Origin of the sequence: Stenotrophomonas sp. FR012 (assembly GCF_047520565.2) — a bacterium.
GTDB lineage: Bacteria > Pseudomonadota > Gammaproteobacteria > Xanthomonadales > Xanthomonadaceae > Stenotrophomonas > Stenotrophomonas sepilia.
This window is the reverse complement of record NZ_JAXBQL020000009.1, coordinates 45,872-63,064: the sequence shown is the minus strand read 5'-3', so window position 1 is coordinate 63,064 and position 17,193 is coordinate 45,872. Positions and strand designations below refer to the sequence as shown.

Here is a 17,193-nt window from a genome sequence, read left to right as displayed (position 1 = left end):
TGCTGCTTTTGCTTTTGCCTTTTCTCTTGATTTTCCCGTGGTGGGGCAGCCGCAGAGATCTGTCTGGGGCCGGGCGGGTGGGGTTGGCGGGGTATCCGCGCCATGGATGGCGCGGCTAAGCCCCCACGGATGGGTTCACGGCGTCCCCGCCAACCCCGCCCGCCCGGCCCACTCCCAGAAAACCAGCTTTCCGCGACCAACCCACACCACCACGGAGGGGCTCCGCCGTTCGCCGACCCTCGCCGAAGGCGCGCTTTCCGCGCAAGAAAAAAATTCCCAACAGACGTGTCGATTCCCAGCCCCCTGGTTCGTTGTACCCAGTGAAGGGCACGCACCACGCGTCCCACGGGAGACCAAAATGAAAGTGATGGTGATCGTGAAGGCCAACGCCGACTCCGAAGCCGGCCGCATGCCCAGCGAACAGGAACTGTCCGAAATGGGCGCCTTCAACGAACAACTGGTGGCCGCCGGCATCATGCTGGCCGGTGAAGGCCTGCACGCCACCCAGCGCGGCCGTCGCATTCATTTCGGCGGCGGGGCACCCAAGGTCGAGGCCGGTCCGTTCGGTCCTGCCAGCGAACAGATCGCCGGCTTCTGGCTGTGGGAGGTGCGGTCGCTGGACGAGGCCGTTGAATGGGCCAGCCGTGCGCCGTTCGGCGAGGGCGGCACGCTGGAACTGCGTCCGCTGATCTCCGCAGAAGACTTTGGTGAAGCCTTCACCCCCGAATTACAGCAGCAGGAACAGCGTCTGCGTGCACAGCTGGAAGGCTGATCCGATTCCTCTCCCTGCCGGGCACGCCCCGGCACTATCGCCCTGAACCGCACAACGGAGTATTGCCATGAGACTGATTCCCTTCCTCGGCTTCAGCGGCCAGGCCCACGAGGCAATGGCGTTCTATGCCAAGGCACTCGGTGGCCAGGTCACCTCGGAAATGAAGTACCGCGACATGCCGCCCTCCGATGGCTCGCCGGGCTGCAACGAAATGCCGCCGGAAACCCTCGACCACGTTGCGCACAGCCAGCTGGAAATCGGCAGCGCCATCGTGATGGCGGCCGACGGTCCCGGCGGTGGCGAGGGCGGCTCGACCACCATCAATGTCGATGTCGACAGCATCGAAGAAGCCGAACGCGTGTTCGCCGCGCTGGCCGAAGGTGGCCAGGTGCAGATGCCGATCGGCGAAACGTTCTGGGCACATCGCTGGGGCATGCTGATCGACCGTTACGGCAAGCCGTGGATGGTCAACTGCATGAAGCAGCCCTGATCCCGCCTCTGTCATCCACAAGGAGCTTCAACGATGAGTGCACCACAACCGCAGATGATCTTCGTCAACCTGCCAGTGCAGGATCTGGAGAAGTCCAAGGCATTCTTCACCGCGCTGGGCTACAGCTTCAATCCGACCTACACCAACGACGACGCGGCCGGCATGGTCATCAGCGAAAGCATCTACGTGATGTTGCTGACCCAGCCCTTTTTCCAGCAGTTCACCAACAAGCCGATTGCCGACGCGCACACCCACACGGAAGTGATCAATGCGCTCTCGGCACCCAGTCGCAAGGCCGTTGACGAGTTGGTGGACAAGGCCCTGGCCGCCGGCGCCAGCGAACCGCAGCCGGCGCGCGACTACGGCTTCATGTACCAGCGTGGCTTCCAGGACCTGGACGGCCATCTCTGGGAGATCGCACACATGGCCGGCGAGCCGGGCTGACGGCCGCCGCAGGAGAACCCGTATGGCTTACGTGGACGCTTACGTGCTGCCGTGCCCGCAGGACAAGGTGGCGGCCTACCGCCGCCTTGCCCGCAAGGCCGGCGCGGTGTGGAAGGACCATGGCGCGCTGCAGTACATGGAATGCGTGGCCGACGATGTGGAACCGGGCAAGAGCACCTCGTTCCCGCGCGCGGTCAAGGCGAAACCGGGCGAGACGGTGATCGTCGCCTTCGTGGTGTTCCGCTCGCGCGCGGCACGCGACCGCATCAACGCAAAGGTGATGGCCGACCCGCGGCTGGCGTCGCTGGGCCCGAAGGACATGCCGTTCGATACCCGGCGCATGTTCTGGGGTGGCTTCAAGCCGATTGTTGAAGCGTGAGCTGCGGCGCTTGTGCGGGCCGGGCGTGCGTGCTGTGATCGGCGCATGCTCGAGCCCGCACTGACGCAGCGTCTGGAAACCCTCTGGCGGATGGAGTCGCCAGTGCTGATCGCGCGCCTGGCGCGGCTGCTCGGTGGCGATGTCGGCCGTGCCGAGGAACTGGCCCAGGACACCTGGCTGGCCGCGCTGGAGCGTTGGCCGGAGCAGGGCATCCCGGACAACCCCGGAGCCTGGCTGATGACCACCGCGCGCAACCGTGCCATCGATGTGCTGCGCCAGCACCAACGCGTGGCGCAGCAGCACGCGCAATGGGGCGAGGAACTGCATCCGGCGGCGCTGCCGGCACCCGATGACAACCAGGCGCTGGAGGATGACCTGGGCGATGACCTGCTGCGGCTGATGTTCGTGGCCTGCCATCCCGTGCTGCCGGCCGATGCGCGCGTGGCACTCACCCTGCGCCTGCTCGGTGGCCTGACCACCGTGGAGATCGCACGCGCGTTCCTGCAGCCGGAACCGACCATCGCCCAGCGCATCGTGCGCGCCAAGCGCACCCTGGCGCAGAAGCAGGTGCCCTATGAAGTGCCGCGCGCGGAGGCGATGCCGGAGCGCCTGGCTTCGGTGCTGGAGGCGATCTACCTGGTGTTCAACGAAGGCTATGCGGCCAGCGCCGGCGATGACTGGATGCGCCCGGCACTGTGCGAGGAAGCGCTGCGCCTGGCCCGCATCCTGGCCCATCGGTTGCCGGTGCCGCCGGTACTGGGCCTGCTGGCGCTGATGGAGCTGCAGGCCTCGCGTGCAGCGGCGCGGGTGGACGCGCAGGGCGCGCCGGTGCTGCTGGACCAGCAGAACCGCGCGCGCTGGGATTGGCTGCAGATCGAACGTGGTCAGCAGGCACTGGCACGTGCGCTGGCCGCAGGCGGCGGGCAGGATCCCTACGTGCTGCAGGCACGCATCGCGGCCTGCCATGCGGCTGCGCGTCGCGCTGACGCCACCGATTGGCCGCGCATTGCTGCGCTTTATACACAGCTTCTGCAGGTGCAGCCTTCGCCAGTGGTGGCATTGAACCGGGTGGTGGCGATCCTGCGCAGCGACGGTCCCTTCGCCGCGTGGGCGCAACTGCAGCCCTTGCTGGTCGACGCGCGCCTGCGTGACTACGCGCCACTGCAGGTGGTGCGTGGCGAGCTGTTGCAGGCACTGGGGCGCGAGCAGGATGCGCGTGACGCTTTTGGCGAGGCGGCTCGGCTCAGCCACAACCAGGCCGAGCGCGGACTGCTGCGGCAACGGGCCGGCCTGCCCCCCACGGACTGAGCCGACAAGGACAGCACTTGTCGCCGCGCGCCTGAGCGGCTATGTTTCGCGCCCAGCGGACGCATCAGCGCCCGCATTCCGTGCGTATTGACCGAGGAGCGGTTGGATGTATTCAAGGACGAAGAGCGCATCGCGCGCTTTTGCGCGCCTGCTTGCCTGTGCCCTGTGCCTGGCCGTATGGCCGACGGCCGTGCAGGCCGCGGACAAATCGCAGCAGGCCTATTGGGCCGGTTTTGCCTATACCGCTGACGCCGCCGCCGTGCAGGCGACCACGCCACATGCGCATGCGGTGCTGGAACGGCGTGGCCTGGTCCCGCTGAACCAGACGCTGGCGCAGTCGCTCAAGCGCCGCGCACCGGCCCACCTGGAGCTGATCGACCAGCCGGTGGCGATGCTCGACGGCACCACCAGCGCCACCGTGCTGGCCGCCGCGCTGGACCGCGAACTGGTCTCGGTCGAGCCGATCGGTGACCAGTACAAGGTGCTGGTGGAAGTGGCGCTGCAGGCGTTGTTCTTCGACTTCCGCGAGCGCCAGGTGATCGCGTCCTATCCGCTTACGCTGCAGCGCATCGACGTGCAGGATTACCGACCGGACAACGACGATATCGACGCGATCGTCGCCGATCTGCTGTATGGCGGCGCCGATACCAGCCTGTCGCAGGTGCTGGCGGCCAGCCTTGCCCAGGCCAGGTTGCCCGACGCGGCGGTGCGCCGTCTGCAGGTCGGTGGAGTAACCCTGTCCGACGCGGTCCGCGCCAAGCTGCCCGACCCGAAGTGGGAAGCGCCGCTGCGCGCCACGCTGGCCCATGAACTGTCCAAGACGCTTTCTTCCAACACCGGCGTCGGGCTGCTGCCGCCGGCCTCGGGCCAGGCGATCGGTGGCGCGATGGCTGCCCGCTTTGCCGACGGCAAGGTCTACCAGCTGAAGATTCCCGAACCCGACTACGTCATCAACCTGCAGGTCGATGCACTGAAGAACGGCGTGATCGAGGAAACCCCGGCGATGAAGACGATGCTGTTCGGCGCCTTCTTCACCGCCAAGGTGACCGAACCGTTCTCGGGGAAGGTCTATTTCGAACAGCCGCTGCGCAAGGGGGCCACCAAGGTGGTTCCGGCCACGCAGTGGCAGGTCGACCAGTGGTCGGCCAGCTACGAAACCCTGCTGGCCGGGCTCGATGCCTTCGCCGGCGCCGCCGCCAAGCGTGCCGATTCGCGCGCCTGGCTGGACGAACAGAAGCCGGGCGGCCGCCCGTTGCAGCAGCAGACCCAAGCCCTTCAGGAGTTGATCAAGTCATGTCGTTGATGCGTACCATCCTGCTCATCCTCATCGCGCTGGTGGTGGCCTCGCCGGTCGCTGCGCAGACCGCGAGTTCGCGCGGCACCGGCTCGGCCAGCTACGGCCTGCGCCTGAGTGCCGATACACGTGCCCAGGCCCTGAACAAGGCCAAGGTCAACGCCCTGGAGGCGTACATCGCCGAAACCGGTGCGGCCAAGCTGCGCCTGTTCGAAGCGCGCCGCGCCGAGTTCATCGGCGAGATCGACCGCTACGTGCTCAGCGCGGTGCAGCTGTCGGACACCGAAGACAAGAAGGCCAAGACCTACACCGTTACCGTCCGTGCCGAGATCAACACCACTCTGCTGCAGACCAAGCTGGATGCGGGTTCGGCCGTGGCCGGTGCCACCGCCGCGCAGCGCTCGCTGCTGACCTTCCTGTTCATGGCGCGCTCGCAGGACACCGTGCAGTCGTTCCAGGACAAGGAATACCGCCGCGTCGACGCCAGCAGCAGCTACAGCGAGAACACCCGTGAGGGCGACAGCTTCCGCGGCAACTCGGTCAGCACCAACGGCAGCATCAACCAGAACGGATCGGTGTCGGTCACCAGCGGCGGTAGCACCACCGCACGCGCCGACAACATCACCTGGAAGGTGGCCAACGCCGCCGAGGTCAACACCGCAATGACCGGTGCCTTCAGCGCCGCCGGCTACGAAGTGGTTGAAGCCGAATACGTGGAAGGCGAGTCGCGTGGCCTGCTCAGCATCGAGCGTATCCGCAAGGACTTCAGCACCGGCAACGACCTGGCCCCGGCCACCCTGCGTGACACCGCCAACGGCATCCGTGCAGCCAACATTCCGTACATCGCCGTCGGCACCCTCGACGTCGGCATGCGCGACCGCGACCCGGCCAGTGGCAACACCCGCGTGTTCGTCACTGTCACCGGCAAGGTGCTGGACGTGACCGGTCGTTTCCCGCGCACCGTGTCGTCGGTCGGCCCGGTGCAGTTCTCCGGCACTGGCCCGAATGAAACCGTGGCCCGTACCAATGCCCTGCAGCTGGCTGCCGAAAAGGCCGCCCAGCAGATGATCAACGAACTGAACGTCAAGGCGGTCCGCTGATCCGCCACCCCGGTGGGTACCGAGCTCGCTCGGCATCCACCGGGGTTACCGATTCCCCACGTGCCGCACCGCGGCCGTCTCTCCCAAAGGACTCTCACATGATCCGCAATACCGCTCTTGTCCTGGCCATCGCGGCCGCCACCCTGTCGATGCCGGCGCACGCCGGCCTGGGCAAGCTGAAGGATCTGGCCGGCGCCGCCACCGGTACCTCCAGCAGCAGCGCCTCCAGCGCCGCCGCACCGGATGAAGCCGCGCAGGAAGCACTGGTGCGTCGTTTCGTCAGCTCGCAGTCGCACTCGCTGCAGGCCCAGGCCTCGTTCGCCCGTGCCTTCGGCCTGGCCGAGCAGGTGCAGCTGCTGGAAGCCGAGCGCCAGGCGCTGTCGTCGGGTTCGGTCAGCGTCGATGCGATGAAGAAGTCGGTGTCGGTCAGCGAAGCCGCCCAGGCCGCGATCGACGAGCGCCAGGCCGCGCAGCCGGAGCTGAACGCTGAATCCAAGCAGCACTATGCCGAAGGCCTGGTCTCGCTGCTGGCGTCGGCTGCCGAAGCGCAGAAGCTGGGCGGCGAAGCCAGCAACTTCACCGCCGGCATGAAGAACCTGGGCGCCACCCAGATGGCCACCGTCGGCCGCAAACTGGCTGCCGGTGCATGGGTGGCCAAGGAATCGCCGGGCTTCATCCAGGGCCTGTACGGCTCGACCAAGTCGGCCGTGACCTTCGCCAAGAAGAGCAAGGTGAAGGTGCCGTCGAACGCCGATTCGATGCTCGACTCGATCTGATCCGAGGATCAACCCCATGCGTACGACCTCCCGTTTGATCGGCCTGGGCCTGGCCGCCGTGCTGCTTGCAGCCTGCGGCAAGCAGGACACCCCGGCCGCCGATGCGCCCACACCCGCCAAGGACAAGGCAACCAGTGCACTGGCCAGCAATGCGCCAGTGGAAGCAGCGCCCCTGCGTGGCACGCCGGATTTCGGCGGCACCACCCAGGTCGCGCGCGAGGCCGACGGCATCGGCAGCACCCCGGAACTGGCGGTGCTGGCGGCGCTGCAGTCGGCGGTGGCGCAGGTCAACGGTGTACGCGTGGCCAGCCAGATGCAGGGCCTGCGCGCAGGCCTGCATGTGGACGTGGATGACGAACACGTCGGCGATATCCGCGCCGACGCGTTCACCCAGCAGATGATCGCCGGCTCGCAGGGCGCGGTGCTGGGCTATGAAATCCTGTCGCAGGACGAAGTGCGGCAGCTGGACGAGGAAACCATCGCGCGCGTGCGCGCCAGCGATGAAGGCTGGAGCTTCAAGGGTTCGGCCTCTGCCAGCGCCTCTGGCGAAGCCACGGCCAAGGGCGGCGGTGCCTCGGCCAGTGTCAAGGAGCGCTACGACGAGAAGGTCAGCGTCGATGCCAAGCGTGGCGCAAGCTCGTTCGATTCCGACGTGACCCACCGCAGCATGCGCAGCTACTGGAAGGTACGCGTGCGTGCCCAGATCGCCCAGTACCGCGCACCGGACGAGCAGGGCAAGCCGAAGATCGTGGTCGCGCTGCCGCGTACGAAGGCCGGCAGCTATGCCGTGGGCGATGGCCGCGTGAGCGCCGATGAAGTGGCCGACGCGATCCGCGCACGCCTGTCCGACACGCTGACCCAGACCCAGCGCTTCATCGTGCTGGATCGCGAGTTCGGCGACGAACTGCAGGCCGAGATCGACCACATCAACAGCGGCAACGTGCGTTTGCAGGACACTGCCCGCGTCGGCCAGCAGCTGGCGACCGACCTGATCCTGATCCCGACCATCGAACGCTTCGAGTACCCGCGCAGCGTGCGCAACCTGCGCATGTCCGACCGTCAGGTGACCTCATACTCCGGTGGCGGCCGCATCACCCTGCGCCTGGTCAACGCCACCACTGGCCAGGTGGTGATGTCCGACAGCTTCGATCACCAGTTGGCCTCGACCGGCCCGAGCACCCTGCCGCGTGTGGTCAACGGCCGCAACATGGCTGCGGCGATGATGGAATCGCTGTCCGGCCAGATCGGCACCAGCATCGTCACCACGCTGTTCCCGGTGTCGGTGGTGTCGGTGGACGGTGACCAGGTGGTGCTGAGCCAGGGCGGTGACACCGTGCAGGCCGGCCAGCGCTGGCAGGCTGTGCGCCTGGGCGAGGAACTGAAGGACCCGCAGACCGGCCGTTCGCTGGGCCGCAGCGAACACCCATGCTGCACCATCCGCATCGACCGCGTGGCTGCACAGACCTCGTACGGCACCATCGAAGACGGCGTTGACGCGATGCGCGGCGGCTTCCGTCCGGGCCAGATCGAACTGCGCCAGAAGCTGGGCAGCAAGCCGGCTGCCGCCGCCGCAGGCGCGACCGCCTCGGCCGCTCCCGCCGCGGCCGCACGCCCGGCGGCCAAGCCGAAGCCCAAGGCCGCCGCCGCCCCGGCCGAAGACCCGAACTGGTAACAGGCTCAAGCAACACACAGATGGGGTCAGAGCCCTTTCCCGCCGGGAAAGGGATCTGGCCCCTTCTTGTTTCCGTTCGTGTCGACCATGGTCGACACCCACCAACAGCAGCAGAGATCTGTCGAAGGCGGGGTGGGTCCGGTTGCGGGGGTGTCCGCGGCATGGATGCCGCGGCCAAACCCCCAAGGACGGGTTTACGGCGTCCCCCGCAACCGGACCCACCCCGCCATCCCACCGAATGCCTGCTTCTGCTGTTGCTGTTGCTCCAGCTGTTGCTGCTGCCCTGGCTTCGGCGGGTGCAGGGCGCAGCCCTGCCGAATCCCATTACACTCCAGAGAGATTTCCCTGCTGGAGAGAGCAATGAAGCGAGTAGCACTGGGCCTGCTGGCCTTGTCAGTGTCGAGCGCACTGATGGCGGCCACCCCGAAATTCGATGGCGCGCGGATCTCCGCCGACGTCAAGGAACTGGCCTCCGACGCCTACGAAGGCCGCTCGCCGGCCACCGCCGGCGAAGAGAAGACCATCGCCTACCTCAGCAAGCAATTTGCCGACGCCGGTCTGCAGCCGGGCGGCGACCTCAAGGACGGCAAGCGCCTTTGGACCCAGGCCGTGCCGCTGCGCAAGGGCGACATCGTCGGCACACCGCAGCTGGCGCTGCACCAGGGCGGCAAGACCGTTGCGCTGGAGCAGGGCAAGCAGATTGCCGTGCGCGCCGCCATGAACGGCGCCAGCAACGTTGACATCAGCAAGGCCCCGCTGGTGTTCCTCGGCTACGGCGTGAAGGCCCCGGAGCGCAACTGGGACGACTTCAAGGGCGTGGACCTGAAGGGCAAGATTGCCGTCGTACTGATCAACGATCCGGACTTCGAAACCGGCCAGGGTGATTTCGACGGCAAGGGCATGACCTATTACGGCCGCTGGACCTACAAGTACGAGGAAGGCGCGCGCCAGGGTGCACTGGGTGTGCTGATCGTGCACGAGACCGCACCGGCCTCCTATGGCTGGGCCACCGTGGCCGGTTCCAACACCAACACCATGTTCGACGTGGTGCGCGACAACCCGGCCGAAAGCCACCCGCTGCTGGAAGGCTGGATCCAGCGCGACCTGGCGGTGGAGCTGTTCCGCTCCGCCGGGCAGGACTTCGAGGCGCTGAAGAAAAAGGCGCAGCAGCGCGACTTCACCCCGGTGCCGCTGACCGGCGCCAGCCTGGACGCGAAGTACGCGGTGAAGACCGAAGTGATCACCTCGCACAACGTGGCCGCACGCCTGGAAGGCAGCCGCCATCCGGATGAGACGATCATCTACAGCGCGCACTGGGACCACATCGGCGTGGGCGAGCCGGACGCGCGCGGTGACCGCATCTTCAACGGCGCACTGGACAACGCCAGTGGTACCGCCTCGCTGCTCGAGCTTGCCCGTGGCTTCGCCAAGGAAACGCGCCCGCAGCGCTCGCTGCTGTTCCTGGCGGTCACCGCCGAGGAGAAGGGCCTGCTGGGTTCGGAGTACTACGCCACCCATCCGCTGTACCCGCTGGAAAAGACCGTGGCGGTGATCAACATGGACGGCATGGCGCCGTTCGGCCCGTCGCGTGACTTCGGCATCTACGGTGCCGCGCGTTTCGAGCTGCTGGACCAGCTGAAGGACGTGGCCAAGGGCTGGGACATCCGCTACACGCCGGACCCGAAGCCGGAAGCGGGCCTGTTCTTCCGCTCCGACCACTTCCCGTTCGCCAAGCGTGGCGTGCCGGCACTGTCGTGGTCGGCCGGCCAGGACTGGGTGGACGGTGGCGTGGCTGCGGGCAAGAAGGCCTCCGAGGACTACACCGCCAAGCGTTACCACCAGCAGGGCGACGAATGGCAGCCGGACTGGGTGTTCGCCGGTGCCGCCCGCGACCTGGAAGTGCTGTACACGCTGGGCAACCAGCTGGCCAACTCCCGTGCCTGGCCGAACTGGAGCAAGGACGAGTCGTTCCGCGCCGTGCGTGACGCCAGCGCCGGCCAGCGCAAGTAAGGGCGTTCGGTAGTGCCGGCCGCTGGCCGGCAACCGCACTCGGTCCGGGCAACCGTCCCCTGAGTCAGGGGGCGGCGCCATAGGCGCGGGGATGTGGGTGCTGGTGAGATGGGGCCCACGGCTTGCGCAGGCGAGCCGTGGGAGCGCCAGCGCGAATGCGCAGGCGCGTTCCCGGCATTTCCATAGCGGCTTCCATCCGCACTTTCCGACCCTTCGTCGCAGGCCGCTTGCTTGCCCGGCCGGCCGCCCTATGCTCGGCTCACCCCCTTCCTCCAAGGCGCCGCCGTGTTCGCCAGCCTTTCACTCCTGTTCCGTCACCTGCTGGCCTGGGCTGCGGCGCTGTTCGTCGCTGGCATGGTCTGGAGCGGCATCTTCAGTGGCATGAACGATGGCCCGGGCTGGATTTTCGGCCTGCTGGCGATGTTCCTGATCATTTCCGCGCTGGGCAGTGCCATCACCCACATCCGCCGGGTCTGGCTGGTGGCCGGTCGCCTGGATGCCACCACCCTGTCCGGTCGCCAGCGCCGCCAGATCGAACTGCCGATGGACGCCGGCCACGCCTTTTCGGTGGTGGAGGCGGCAATCTCAGAACTACCCCGCGTGGAAGATGTGGAAAGCTCGGCCGGCAGCCTGCAGGTGCGCGCCTATGTGCGCCGGGTCGACCTCTGGAATGGCCGCCAGCCGTCGCGCTGGAACCTGCCGGCGCGGCTGGCGATCAAGCGCAACAGCGTGCTGGCCACGGTCACGCCGGGGCAGGGCACCAGCACCGTTACCCTGCTGTTCGAACCCGATGCCGGCTGGTGGGCCGACCTGCTGGCGCTGGACGAGGGCAGCAACTTCGAGAACGCCGAAGCAGTCACCCGCGCGATCAGTCGCCGCGTCGCCGACCAGCGCCGCGACGAACAGGCTGCGGCCGAACAGACCCAGGTGGAAAAGGAACTGTCGGTGGCGCGGCTGAACCTGCTGCATGCGCAGGTGGAACCGCACTTCCTCTACAACACGCTGGCCAACGCGCAGGTATTGACCCGCACCGACCCGGCACGGGCCGAACAGATGCTCGGCCACCTGATCCAGTACCTGCGCAGCTCGTTGCCACAGGTGGACGAATCGGTGTCCACGCTGGGCGTGGAGCTGGAACGCACCCGCGCCTACCTGGAGATCCTGCGCATCCGTATGGGCGCACGGCTGGCGGTGGAAGTGCAGGTGCCCAACGAACTGCATGGCGTGCACCTGCCGGCGATGGCGCTGCAGACGCTGGTGGAAAACGCGATCAAGCATGGCCTTGAACCCAAGCCCGGCGGCGGCACGATCTGGATCCTGGCGCGCGGCTTCGACGACCACGTGACGGTGACCGTGGCCGACGATGGGCTCGGCTTCGGCCAGGGCACCAGTGGTACCGGCATCGGCCTGAAGAACCTGCGCGAGCGCCTGCGCCTGACCTGTGGCGAGCAGGCCGGCGTGGCGATCGTCGCCAACTTCCCCAGCGGCGTGGCAGCGACGATGACCCTGCCGCAGTCGCACAAGGAGCGCAGCCATGCCGCTTGAAGCCCTGATCGCCGAAGACGAGGACCTGCTGCGGCAGTCACTGGTGGAGCAGCTGGGCCGGCTGTGGCCGGACCTCGCGCTGGTGGCCGAGTGCGAGGATGGTGCCAGCGCGCTGGAGCAGCTGGCCGAGAAGCAGCCGGACATCGCCTTTCTCGATATCCGCATGCCTGGCATCAGCGGCATCGAGGTGGCACGCTCGCTGTCCGAGCTGAGCCCGCGCACCCAGGTAGTGTTCGTCACCGCCTACGACCAGTACGCCATCGATGCGTTCGAGCAGGGCGCGATGGATTACCTGTTGAAGCCGGTCAGCGACGAGCGCCTGCTGGCCACCCGCGAGCGCATCCTGTCGCGGCTGCCATCGACGCGCCAGGACGATGCCGTGCTGGAGCGCCTGCTGCAGCGGTTGGGCCCATCGCAGGGCGCAGCCGAGCGCCCGCCACTGGCCTGGATCACCGCCAGCAACGGGCGCGAGACGCAGCTGATCATGCTGGAAGACGTGGCCTACTTCCGCGCGGACAACAAGTACACCACCGTGGTCACCGCCACCGGCGAAAGCCTGCTGCGCACACCATTGCGCGAGCTGCTGGAAGTGCTCGATGCGCAGCACTTCCGCCAGATCCATCGTTCGACCATCGTCAACATGAAGGCGGTGGCGGCGGTCAGCCGCGACGATACCGGGCGCGGCGTGCTGCGCCTGCGCGGGCGCACGGAGACGCTGGTGGTCAGCCAGCCGTTCATGAGCCTGTTCCGCGGCATGTAGCCGCAGCAGCATCCCCTTCACCGAGGAACGAACATGCCCCGACTGTTGATTGCGTGCATTGTCGTGCTGGCGTTGGCCGGCTGCGAAAGGTCCCGCAACACCTCGATCACGCGCACCCACGCCAACGGCGTGGACACGCTGTACAGCAAGGCTACCGTCGTCGATGGCGAGGCTCGTTTCCAGTGCATTGCCAGCAGCAGTGGTGCCTGCCACTACCTGGTGCTCGATCCGGGCTGCAGCCCCGATGCGGCGTGTACCGCACCGCCGCTGCGCCGGTTCGCAGTTGCAGCAGGCAAGACCGAGGCCATGCGTGGCCTGCCCGACGGCTTCCGCCAGTGCGTCAGCCAGGACCCGATAGAACACTGCCACCGTGAGTGATCACGGTGGCAGTGTGGGTCCCCCCGCTTCCCTGAAGGCTCAGTAGGCAGGTTGCAGTGTCAGGTCGTGATGGTGCTCGGTCTCGCCCACATGGTTGAGGCGGCCGACCAGTTCGGAGTGCTGCTTCATCCGGCCGATCTCGGTCATGATGCGGATGTCCTCGTGGCGCAGTTCGCGCCTGGCGGTGACCGCCTGCTTGTAGTCCAGCACTTCCGGGTAGTGCTCGGCCAGGTCCAGCGCCTCGGCCACGTGTTCGACGCTGTCGGCCTTGGAACTGATGCGGGCGCGACTGTTGAACGCCTTCATCCAGCGCTCGAAGCCGGCCTGCTGATCGAACATGTTGGCCATGAACCAGATCACGAACAGGATCGAGACCCACGAGCCGAACACGATCACCACGCGGGTGAAGGTGATATGGAAGTCATCGCGCCACAGGTAGTTGGCGATCAGGCCCAGGATCAGCAGCGAGGCCGCCTGCCAGCCGACGATCGAGGCGATCAGCCACTGGCACTTGGCCTGGGCCAGCACCGCCACTTCATCGCGGATCTGCTGCTCGCTCAGGTTGCGCCAGTGCGCCACCTGTTTGTCGAACGGGCTGCTGTAGAGCTCGTTGTCGCGAAGCAGAATTCCCAAACCCTTGAACAAGGCAATCATGGCTGGCTCCTTGTGGAACGTGCGTCGATCAGCATTGGACGGTGTGGCAGGTCCAGTTCTAGCACTTCCAGCGGGCCGTGCAACGGGGGCAATGCCAAGCGGCGCAAGGGTTTGCCCGGCGGGGGTGAAAATTGATGCATTGCATCATCGCAGTCGCAGCCTGCGACAGGATGTCGCAGGGTGAAACGTGCTGCGGCCGCACATGAAACCGTCGCTGAGCGGGGAGGCTCGCCGCCGGAGGCGTGATCGCCGAGAATCGGAGCCAACCGCGCAAGACGCGACTGTTCTTCCGCCTTTCCTGGACCTGTGATGCCGGCTCTGCTGCAGCGACTCTCCCGCCCCGTCACCGCGCCGATCCGACGCTGGGTACTGGACGCCTTCCCGCGCGGCCAGAGCGGCATCGATTACGACCATCCGCAGGGCGACCCGGGCTGGTTCGGCCCGGACAGCGTCACCTGGCGGCTGCACGCCGAATTCCCCTCGATGCTCGCCGGTGGCCTGTGCGCGCTGATGCTGCAGACACTGCACCCACGCGCGCTGGCCGGGGTCTATGACCACTCCAATTTCCGCCAGGACCTGGTGGGTCGGCTGCGCCGCACCACGGCCTTCGTTGCCGGCACCAGCTATGCGCCCAGCGGCGAGGTGGAGGCGCTGGTGGCCAAGGTGCGCCGCATCCATGCGCAGATCCGCGGGCAGACCGCGCAGGGCGAGCCCTACGCCGCCGACGATCCGCAACTGCTGACCTGGGTGCACGTGACCGAAGCCTTCGGTTTCCTGCAGGGTTTCCGACGCTACGGGCGCGAGGTGCCGGCGCACATCGCCGATCGCTATTACGACGAGTACCGTTGCGTGGCCGAGGCACTGGGCGCGGTGGATGTGCCGCGCAGCGAAGCGGAAGTGGCGGCGTACTTCTGTGCACGTCAGCCGGAGCTGCGTGTGGATGAGCGCTCGCGCGAGGTGCTGGAGGTGCTGTCCGGCGTGCGCCTGCCGGTACCGGTGCCGGGGCTGTCGCGCGAGGTGTTCCTCGGTGCGGGCGCGGCGCTGCTGCCGGACTGGTCCGAAGGCATGCTTGAACGCAGTGGCCGCCAGCGCGCGCAGGCGGCGGCGTCTGCGAAGCTGATGCAGGGCATGGCGCCGCTGTTCCGCCGCGCACTGCCCGATGGCCTGGCCAGTCGCGCCTGTGCACGCATGGGCGCTCCGGTGGAGATCCTGCGCGAGTGGCCCGCGGTTGCCTGGTAGGTGCCAAACTTGGTTGGCACGCCCTTCACGCGGTGCCGCGGAAGCGCCAACCAAGGTTGGCAGCTACCCGCAAGTGAAACGGGCGCCTTGCGGCGCCCGTTCCGGTTACATCACCACACCTTGACCCGCTTGTCCGGGGCCAGGTACAGCTTCTGGCCTTCCTTCACCTCGAACGCCGGGTACCAGGCGTCGATGTTGCGCACGGTCAGTGCGCGGAACTGGCCCGGTGCATGCACATCGGTCAGCAGCGAGTTGCGCAGCGCCTGCTCGCGGCTCTTGCTGCGCCAGGCCTGGGCGAAGCCGAGGAAGAAGCGCTGGTCCGGGGTGAAGCCTTCCAGGGTCTGGCCCGGCTTGCCCTGCAGCGACAGCTGGTAGGCGTCGTAGGCGGTGCCCAGGCCGGCCACGTCGGCGATGTTCTCGCCCAGGGTCAGCTTGCCGTTCACATGCACGCCCGGGAACGGCTCGTAGCTGCTGAACTGCGCGGCCAGCGCATCACCGGCGGCGTTGAACTGCTTCAGGTCCTCGGCGGTCCACCAGTTGTGCAGCTTGCCGGTTTCATCGAACAGCGCACCGGCGTTGTCGAAGCCATGGCTGATCTCGTGGCCGATCACCGCGCCAATCGCACCGTAGTTCACCGCGTCGTCGGCGGCGCCGTCGAAGAACGGCGGCTGCAGGATCGCCGCCGGGAACACCAGGCGGTTTTCCAGCGGTACGTTCATCGCATTGATGGTCTGCGGCAGCATCGCCCACTCGCTGTGGTCGACCGGCTTGCCCAGCTTGGCGATGTTGCGCTGGTACTCGAACAGCTCGGCGCGCTGCGCGTTGCCCAGCGGGTCATCACGGCGGATCTCAAGGCCAGTGTAGTCGCGCCACTTCTCCGGATACCCCATGCCCACGGTCAGGCCGGTAACCTTGGCCTTGGCATGTGCCTTGGTCTGCGGCGACATCCACGACAGCGCGTCGATGCGCTTGGCGAACGCGGCGATGATGTTCTTCGCCATCTCGTCCGCGCGCTCCTTGGTCTTGGCGTCGAAGTGCTTCTCGACATAGCGCTTGCCGATGGCTTCGCCGACGGCATGGTTGGCATCATCCACGGCGCGCTTCCAGCGGTCGCTCTGCTGCGGCGTGCCGCTCAGCGCGGTGCCATGGAAGGCGAAGCGGGCATCGGCGAACTTCTTCGGCAGGTAAGCGGCGGCACGGTCCAGCGCGTGGAAGGCCAGGTAGTCCTTCCAGGCGTCCAGCGGCTCGGTGGCGACCAGCCTGGACAGGCCGGCCACGGCCTTGGGCTGCCAGACGATGAAGTCCTGCTGGTTGCCCAGCGCGGCCGCATCGAGGAACGCGCTCCAGTCCATGCCCGGCGCCTTGGCATTGAAGTCGGCCTGGGTCCAGGGGTTGGCGCCCTTGGTCACATCATTGGTTTCTTCCTGGGTGGCATGCGCCTGCGCGATCTTCGTTTCCAGCGCCAGGATGCGCTGCGCCTTGCCAGCCGGGTCGGCCACACCGGCCAGCTGCAGCATCTGCGCGATGTAGGCCTGGTACTGCTTGCGCAGCTCGGCCATGCGGCCATCGCCCAGGTAGAAGTCACGGTCGGGCATGCCCAGCCCGCCCTGCACCAGGTACGGCGCGGTGCGGTCCGGTTGCAGCATGTCCACCGAGACCCACAGGCCGAACAGGCGGTCGGTGTAGAAGTTGGTGGCGTTGAGCAGGTCGACGTCGGCGCGCAGGTCGCCGCCGAGGGCGCGGGCCAGCCCGGCCTTGTCGGCGATCGCATCGATGGCCTTCAGCTGCGGCTGCACCGGCGCCAGACCGCGCTGCTCGATGCCAGCCTCGTCCATGTAGGCGGCGTAGTAATCGCCGATCAGCTTGTCGTCACCGCTGGCCTTGGTGTTGCCGGCGGCACCTTCGAGAATGGCGCGGGTGTCGGCCAGGGTCTTCTCGGCAATGACGTTGAAGCTGCCGAAGCGCGAGCGGTCGGCCGGAATCTCGGTGTTCTTCACCCAGGTGCCATTGGCGAAGCCGAAGAAGTCGTCGCCGGCGGCGATGCTGCGGTCCATGCCGCTGGCATCGAAGCCGAAACTGCCCAGCATCGGCTTGGCCGCAGCGGGGGCGGCATCGGCCGGCGCGGTGGCACCGGCGGCCGGTTCGGCCGGGCGGTCACAGGCGGCCAGGGACAGGCTGGCAACGATGGCCAGCGCCAGGGTGGGACGGCGCAGCTTGGACATGGACTTCTCTTGCAGCGGAAAACCCCAAGTCTAATCCGCTCCGGCGCCACTGGCCGCGTCCTTGCGCCGCCCGTCCTGTGCAGGATCTGGCTGAACGCGCAGACGCGATCTTCACGCCGTCACCGGGGTGGTGCATGCTGGACCCTGGAG

At 67.3% G+C, this 17,193-nt stretch carries 16 protein-coding genes; 14 read left to right on the top strand and 2 right to left on the bottom strand.

Annotation, left to right across the window (positions count from 1 at the left end):
* Positions 1 to 358: 358 nt before the first annotated feature.
* From ACM0O9_RS15260 to ACM0O9_RS15200, 13 genes are all read left to right on the top strand, one after another.
* Complete coding sequence (locus tag ACM0O9_RS15260) at positions 359 to 772, top strand: YciI family protein (protein ID WP_053500761.1); 414 nt, start codon at positions 359 to 361, stop codon at positions 770 to 772.
* A 67-nt stretch (positions 773 to 839) separates the two neighbouring features.
* On the top strand, positions 840 to 1,262 hold the full coding sequence (locus ACM0O9_RS15255; RefSeq protein WP_111175762.1) for a VOC family protein: 423 nt from the start codon (positions 840 to 842) through the stop codon (positions 1,260 to 1,262).
* 33 nt (positions 1,263 to 1,295) lie between these two features.
* Positions 1,296 to 1,706, top strand: coding sequence for a VOC family protein (locus ACM0O9_RS15250; protein WP_414603831.1), 411 nt, complete (start codon positions 1,296 to 1,298; stop codon positions 1,704 to 1,706).
* A 22-nt stretch (positions 1,707 to 1,728) separates the two neighbouring features.
* A complete protein-coding gene (locus tag ACM0O9_RS15245; RefSeq protein ID WP_014645774.1) occupies positions 1,729 to 2,085 on the top strand; it encodes a DUF1428 domain-containing protein in 357 nt (118 codons plus the stop codon).
* Positions 2,086 to 2,130: 45 nt separating this feature from the next.
* Complete coding sequence (locus ACM0O9_RS15240) at positions 2,131 to 3,393, top strand: RNA polymerase sigma factor (RefSeq protein ID WP_171957927.1); 1,263 nt, start codon at positions 2,131 to 2,133, stop codon at positions 3,391 to 3,393.
* 106 nt (positions 3,394 to 3,499) lie between these two features.
* Positions 3,500 to 4,696: a hypothetical protein gene (locus ACM0O9_RS15235; protein ID WP_005415094.1), complete on the top strand. Its 1,197-nt coding sequence runs from the start codon at positions 3,500 to 3,502 to the stop codon at positions 4,694 to 4,696.
* A complete protein-coding gene (locus ACM0O9_RS15230) occupies positions 4,687 to 5,787 on the top strand; it encodes a hypothetical protein (protein WP_049464579.1) in 1,101 nt (366 codons plus the stop codon). The genes ACM0O9_RS15235 and ACM0O9_RS15230 overlap by 10 nt, the downstream gene beginning before the upstream one ends.
* Before the next feature lie 98 nt (positions 5,788 to 5,885).
* The gene (locus ACM0O9_RS15225) at positions 5,886 to 6,563 is read left to right on the top strand and encodes a hypothetical protein (RefSeq protein WP_235649920.1); all 678 of its coding nucleotides are present in this window, start codon (positions 5,886 to 5,888) and stop codon (positions 6,561 to 6,563) included.
* 16 nt (positions 6,564 to 6,579) lie between these two features.
* Positions 6,580 to 8,235 (top strand): CsgG/HfaB family protein, encoded by a 1,656-nt coding sequence (locus ACM0O9_RS15220; protein WP_053500757.1) that lies wholly within the window; start codon positions 6,580 to 6,582, stop codon positions 8,233 to 8,235.
* Positions 8,236 to 8,595: 360 nt separating this feature from the next.
* Complete coding sequence (locus ACM0O9_RS15215; RefSeq protein ID WP_235649921.1) at positions 8,596 to 10,245, top strand: M28 family metallopeptidase; 1,650 nt, start codon at positions 8,596 to 8,598, stop codon at positions 10,243 to 10,245.
* Between the two features lie 285 nt (positions 10,246 to 10,530).
* A complete protein-coding gene (locus tag ACM0O9_RS15210; protein ID WP_061478621.1) occupies positions 10,531 to 11,790 on the top strand; it encodes a sensor histidine kinase in 1,260 nt (419 codons plus the stop codon).
* Positions 11,780 to 12,550, top strand: a complete 771-nt coding sequence (locus tag ACM0O9_RS15205) for a LytR/AlgR family response regulator transcription factor (RefSeq protein WP_005415102.1) — start codon at positions 11,780 to 11,782, stop codon at positions 12,548 to 12,550. Before ACM0O9_RS15210 ends, ACM0O9_RS15205 begins: the two co-directional genes overlap by 11 nt.
* 33 nt (positions 12,551 to 12,583) lie before the next feature.
* Entirely contained in the window at positions 12,584 to 12,928 is a 345-nt protein-coding gene (locus tag ACM0O9_RS15200; protein WP_065179265.1) for a hypothetical protein, read from the top strand.
* A 39-nt stretch (positions 12,929 to 12,967) separates the two neighbouring features.
* On the opposite strand, the gene ACM0O9_RS15195 is transcribed toward ACM0O9_RS15200, so the two are convergent.
* Complete coding sequence (locus ACM0O9_RS15195; RefSeq protein WP_049411437.1) at positions 12,968 to 13,582, bottom strand: hypothetical protein; 615 nt, start codon at positions 13,580 to 13,582, stop codon at positions 12,968 to 12,970.
* A 309-nt stretch (positions 13,583 to 13,891) separates the two neighbouring features.
* Between ACM0O9_RS15195 and ACM0O9_RS15190 the strand changes: the two genes are divergently transcribed.
* Positions 13,892 to 14,821, top strand: coding sequence for an oxygenase MpaB family protein (locus ACM0O9_RS15190; RefSeq protein ID WP_065196175.1), 930 nt, complete (start codon positions 13,892 to 13,894; stop codon positions 14,819 to 14,821).
* A gap of 110 nt (positions 14,822 to 14,931) precedes the next feature.
* Here ACM0O9_RS15190 and ACM0O9_RS15185 read toward each other — a convergent pair whose 3' ends face one another.
* On the bottom strand, positions 14,932 to 17,043 hold the full coding sequence (locus tag ACM0O9_RS15185) for a M13 family metallopeptidase (RefSeq protein WP_065179266.1): 2,112 nt from the start codon (positions 17,041 to 17,043) through the stop codon (positions 14,932 to 14,934).
* Positions 17,044 to 17,193 lie beyond the last annotated feature (150 nt).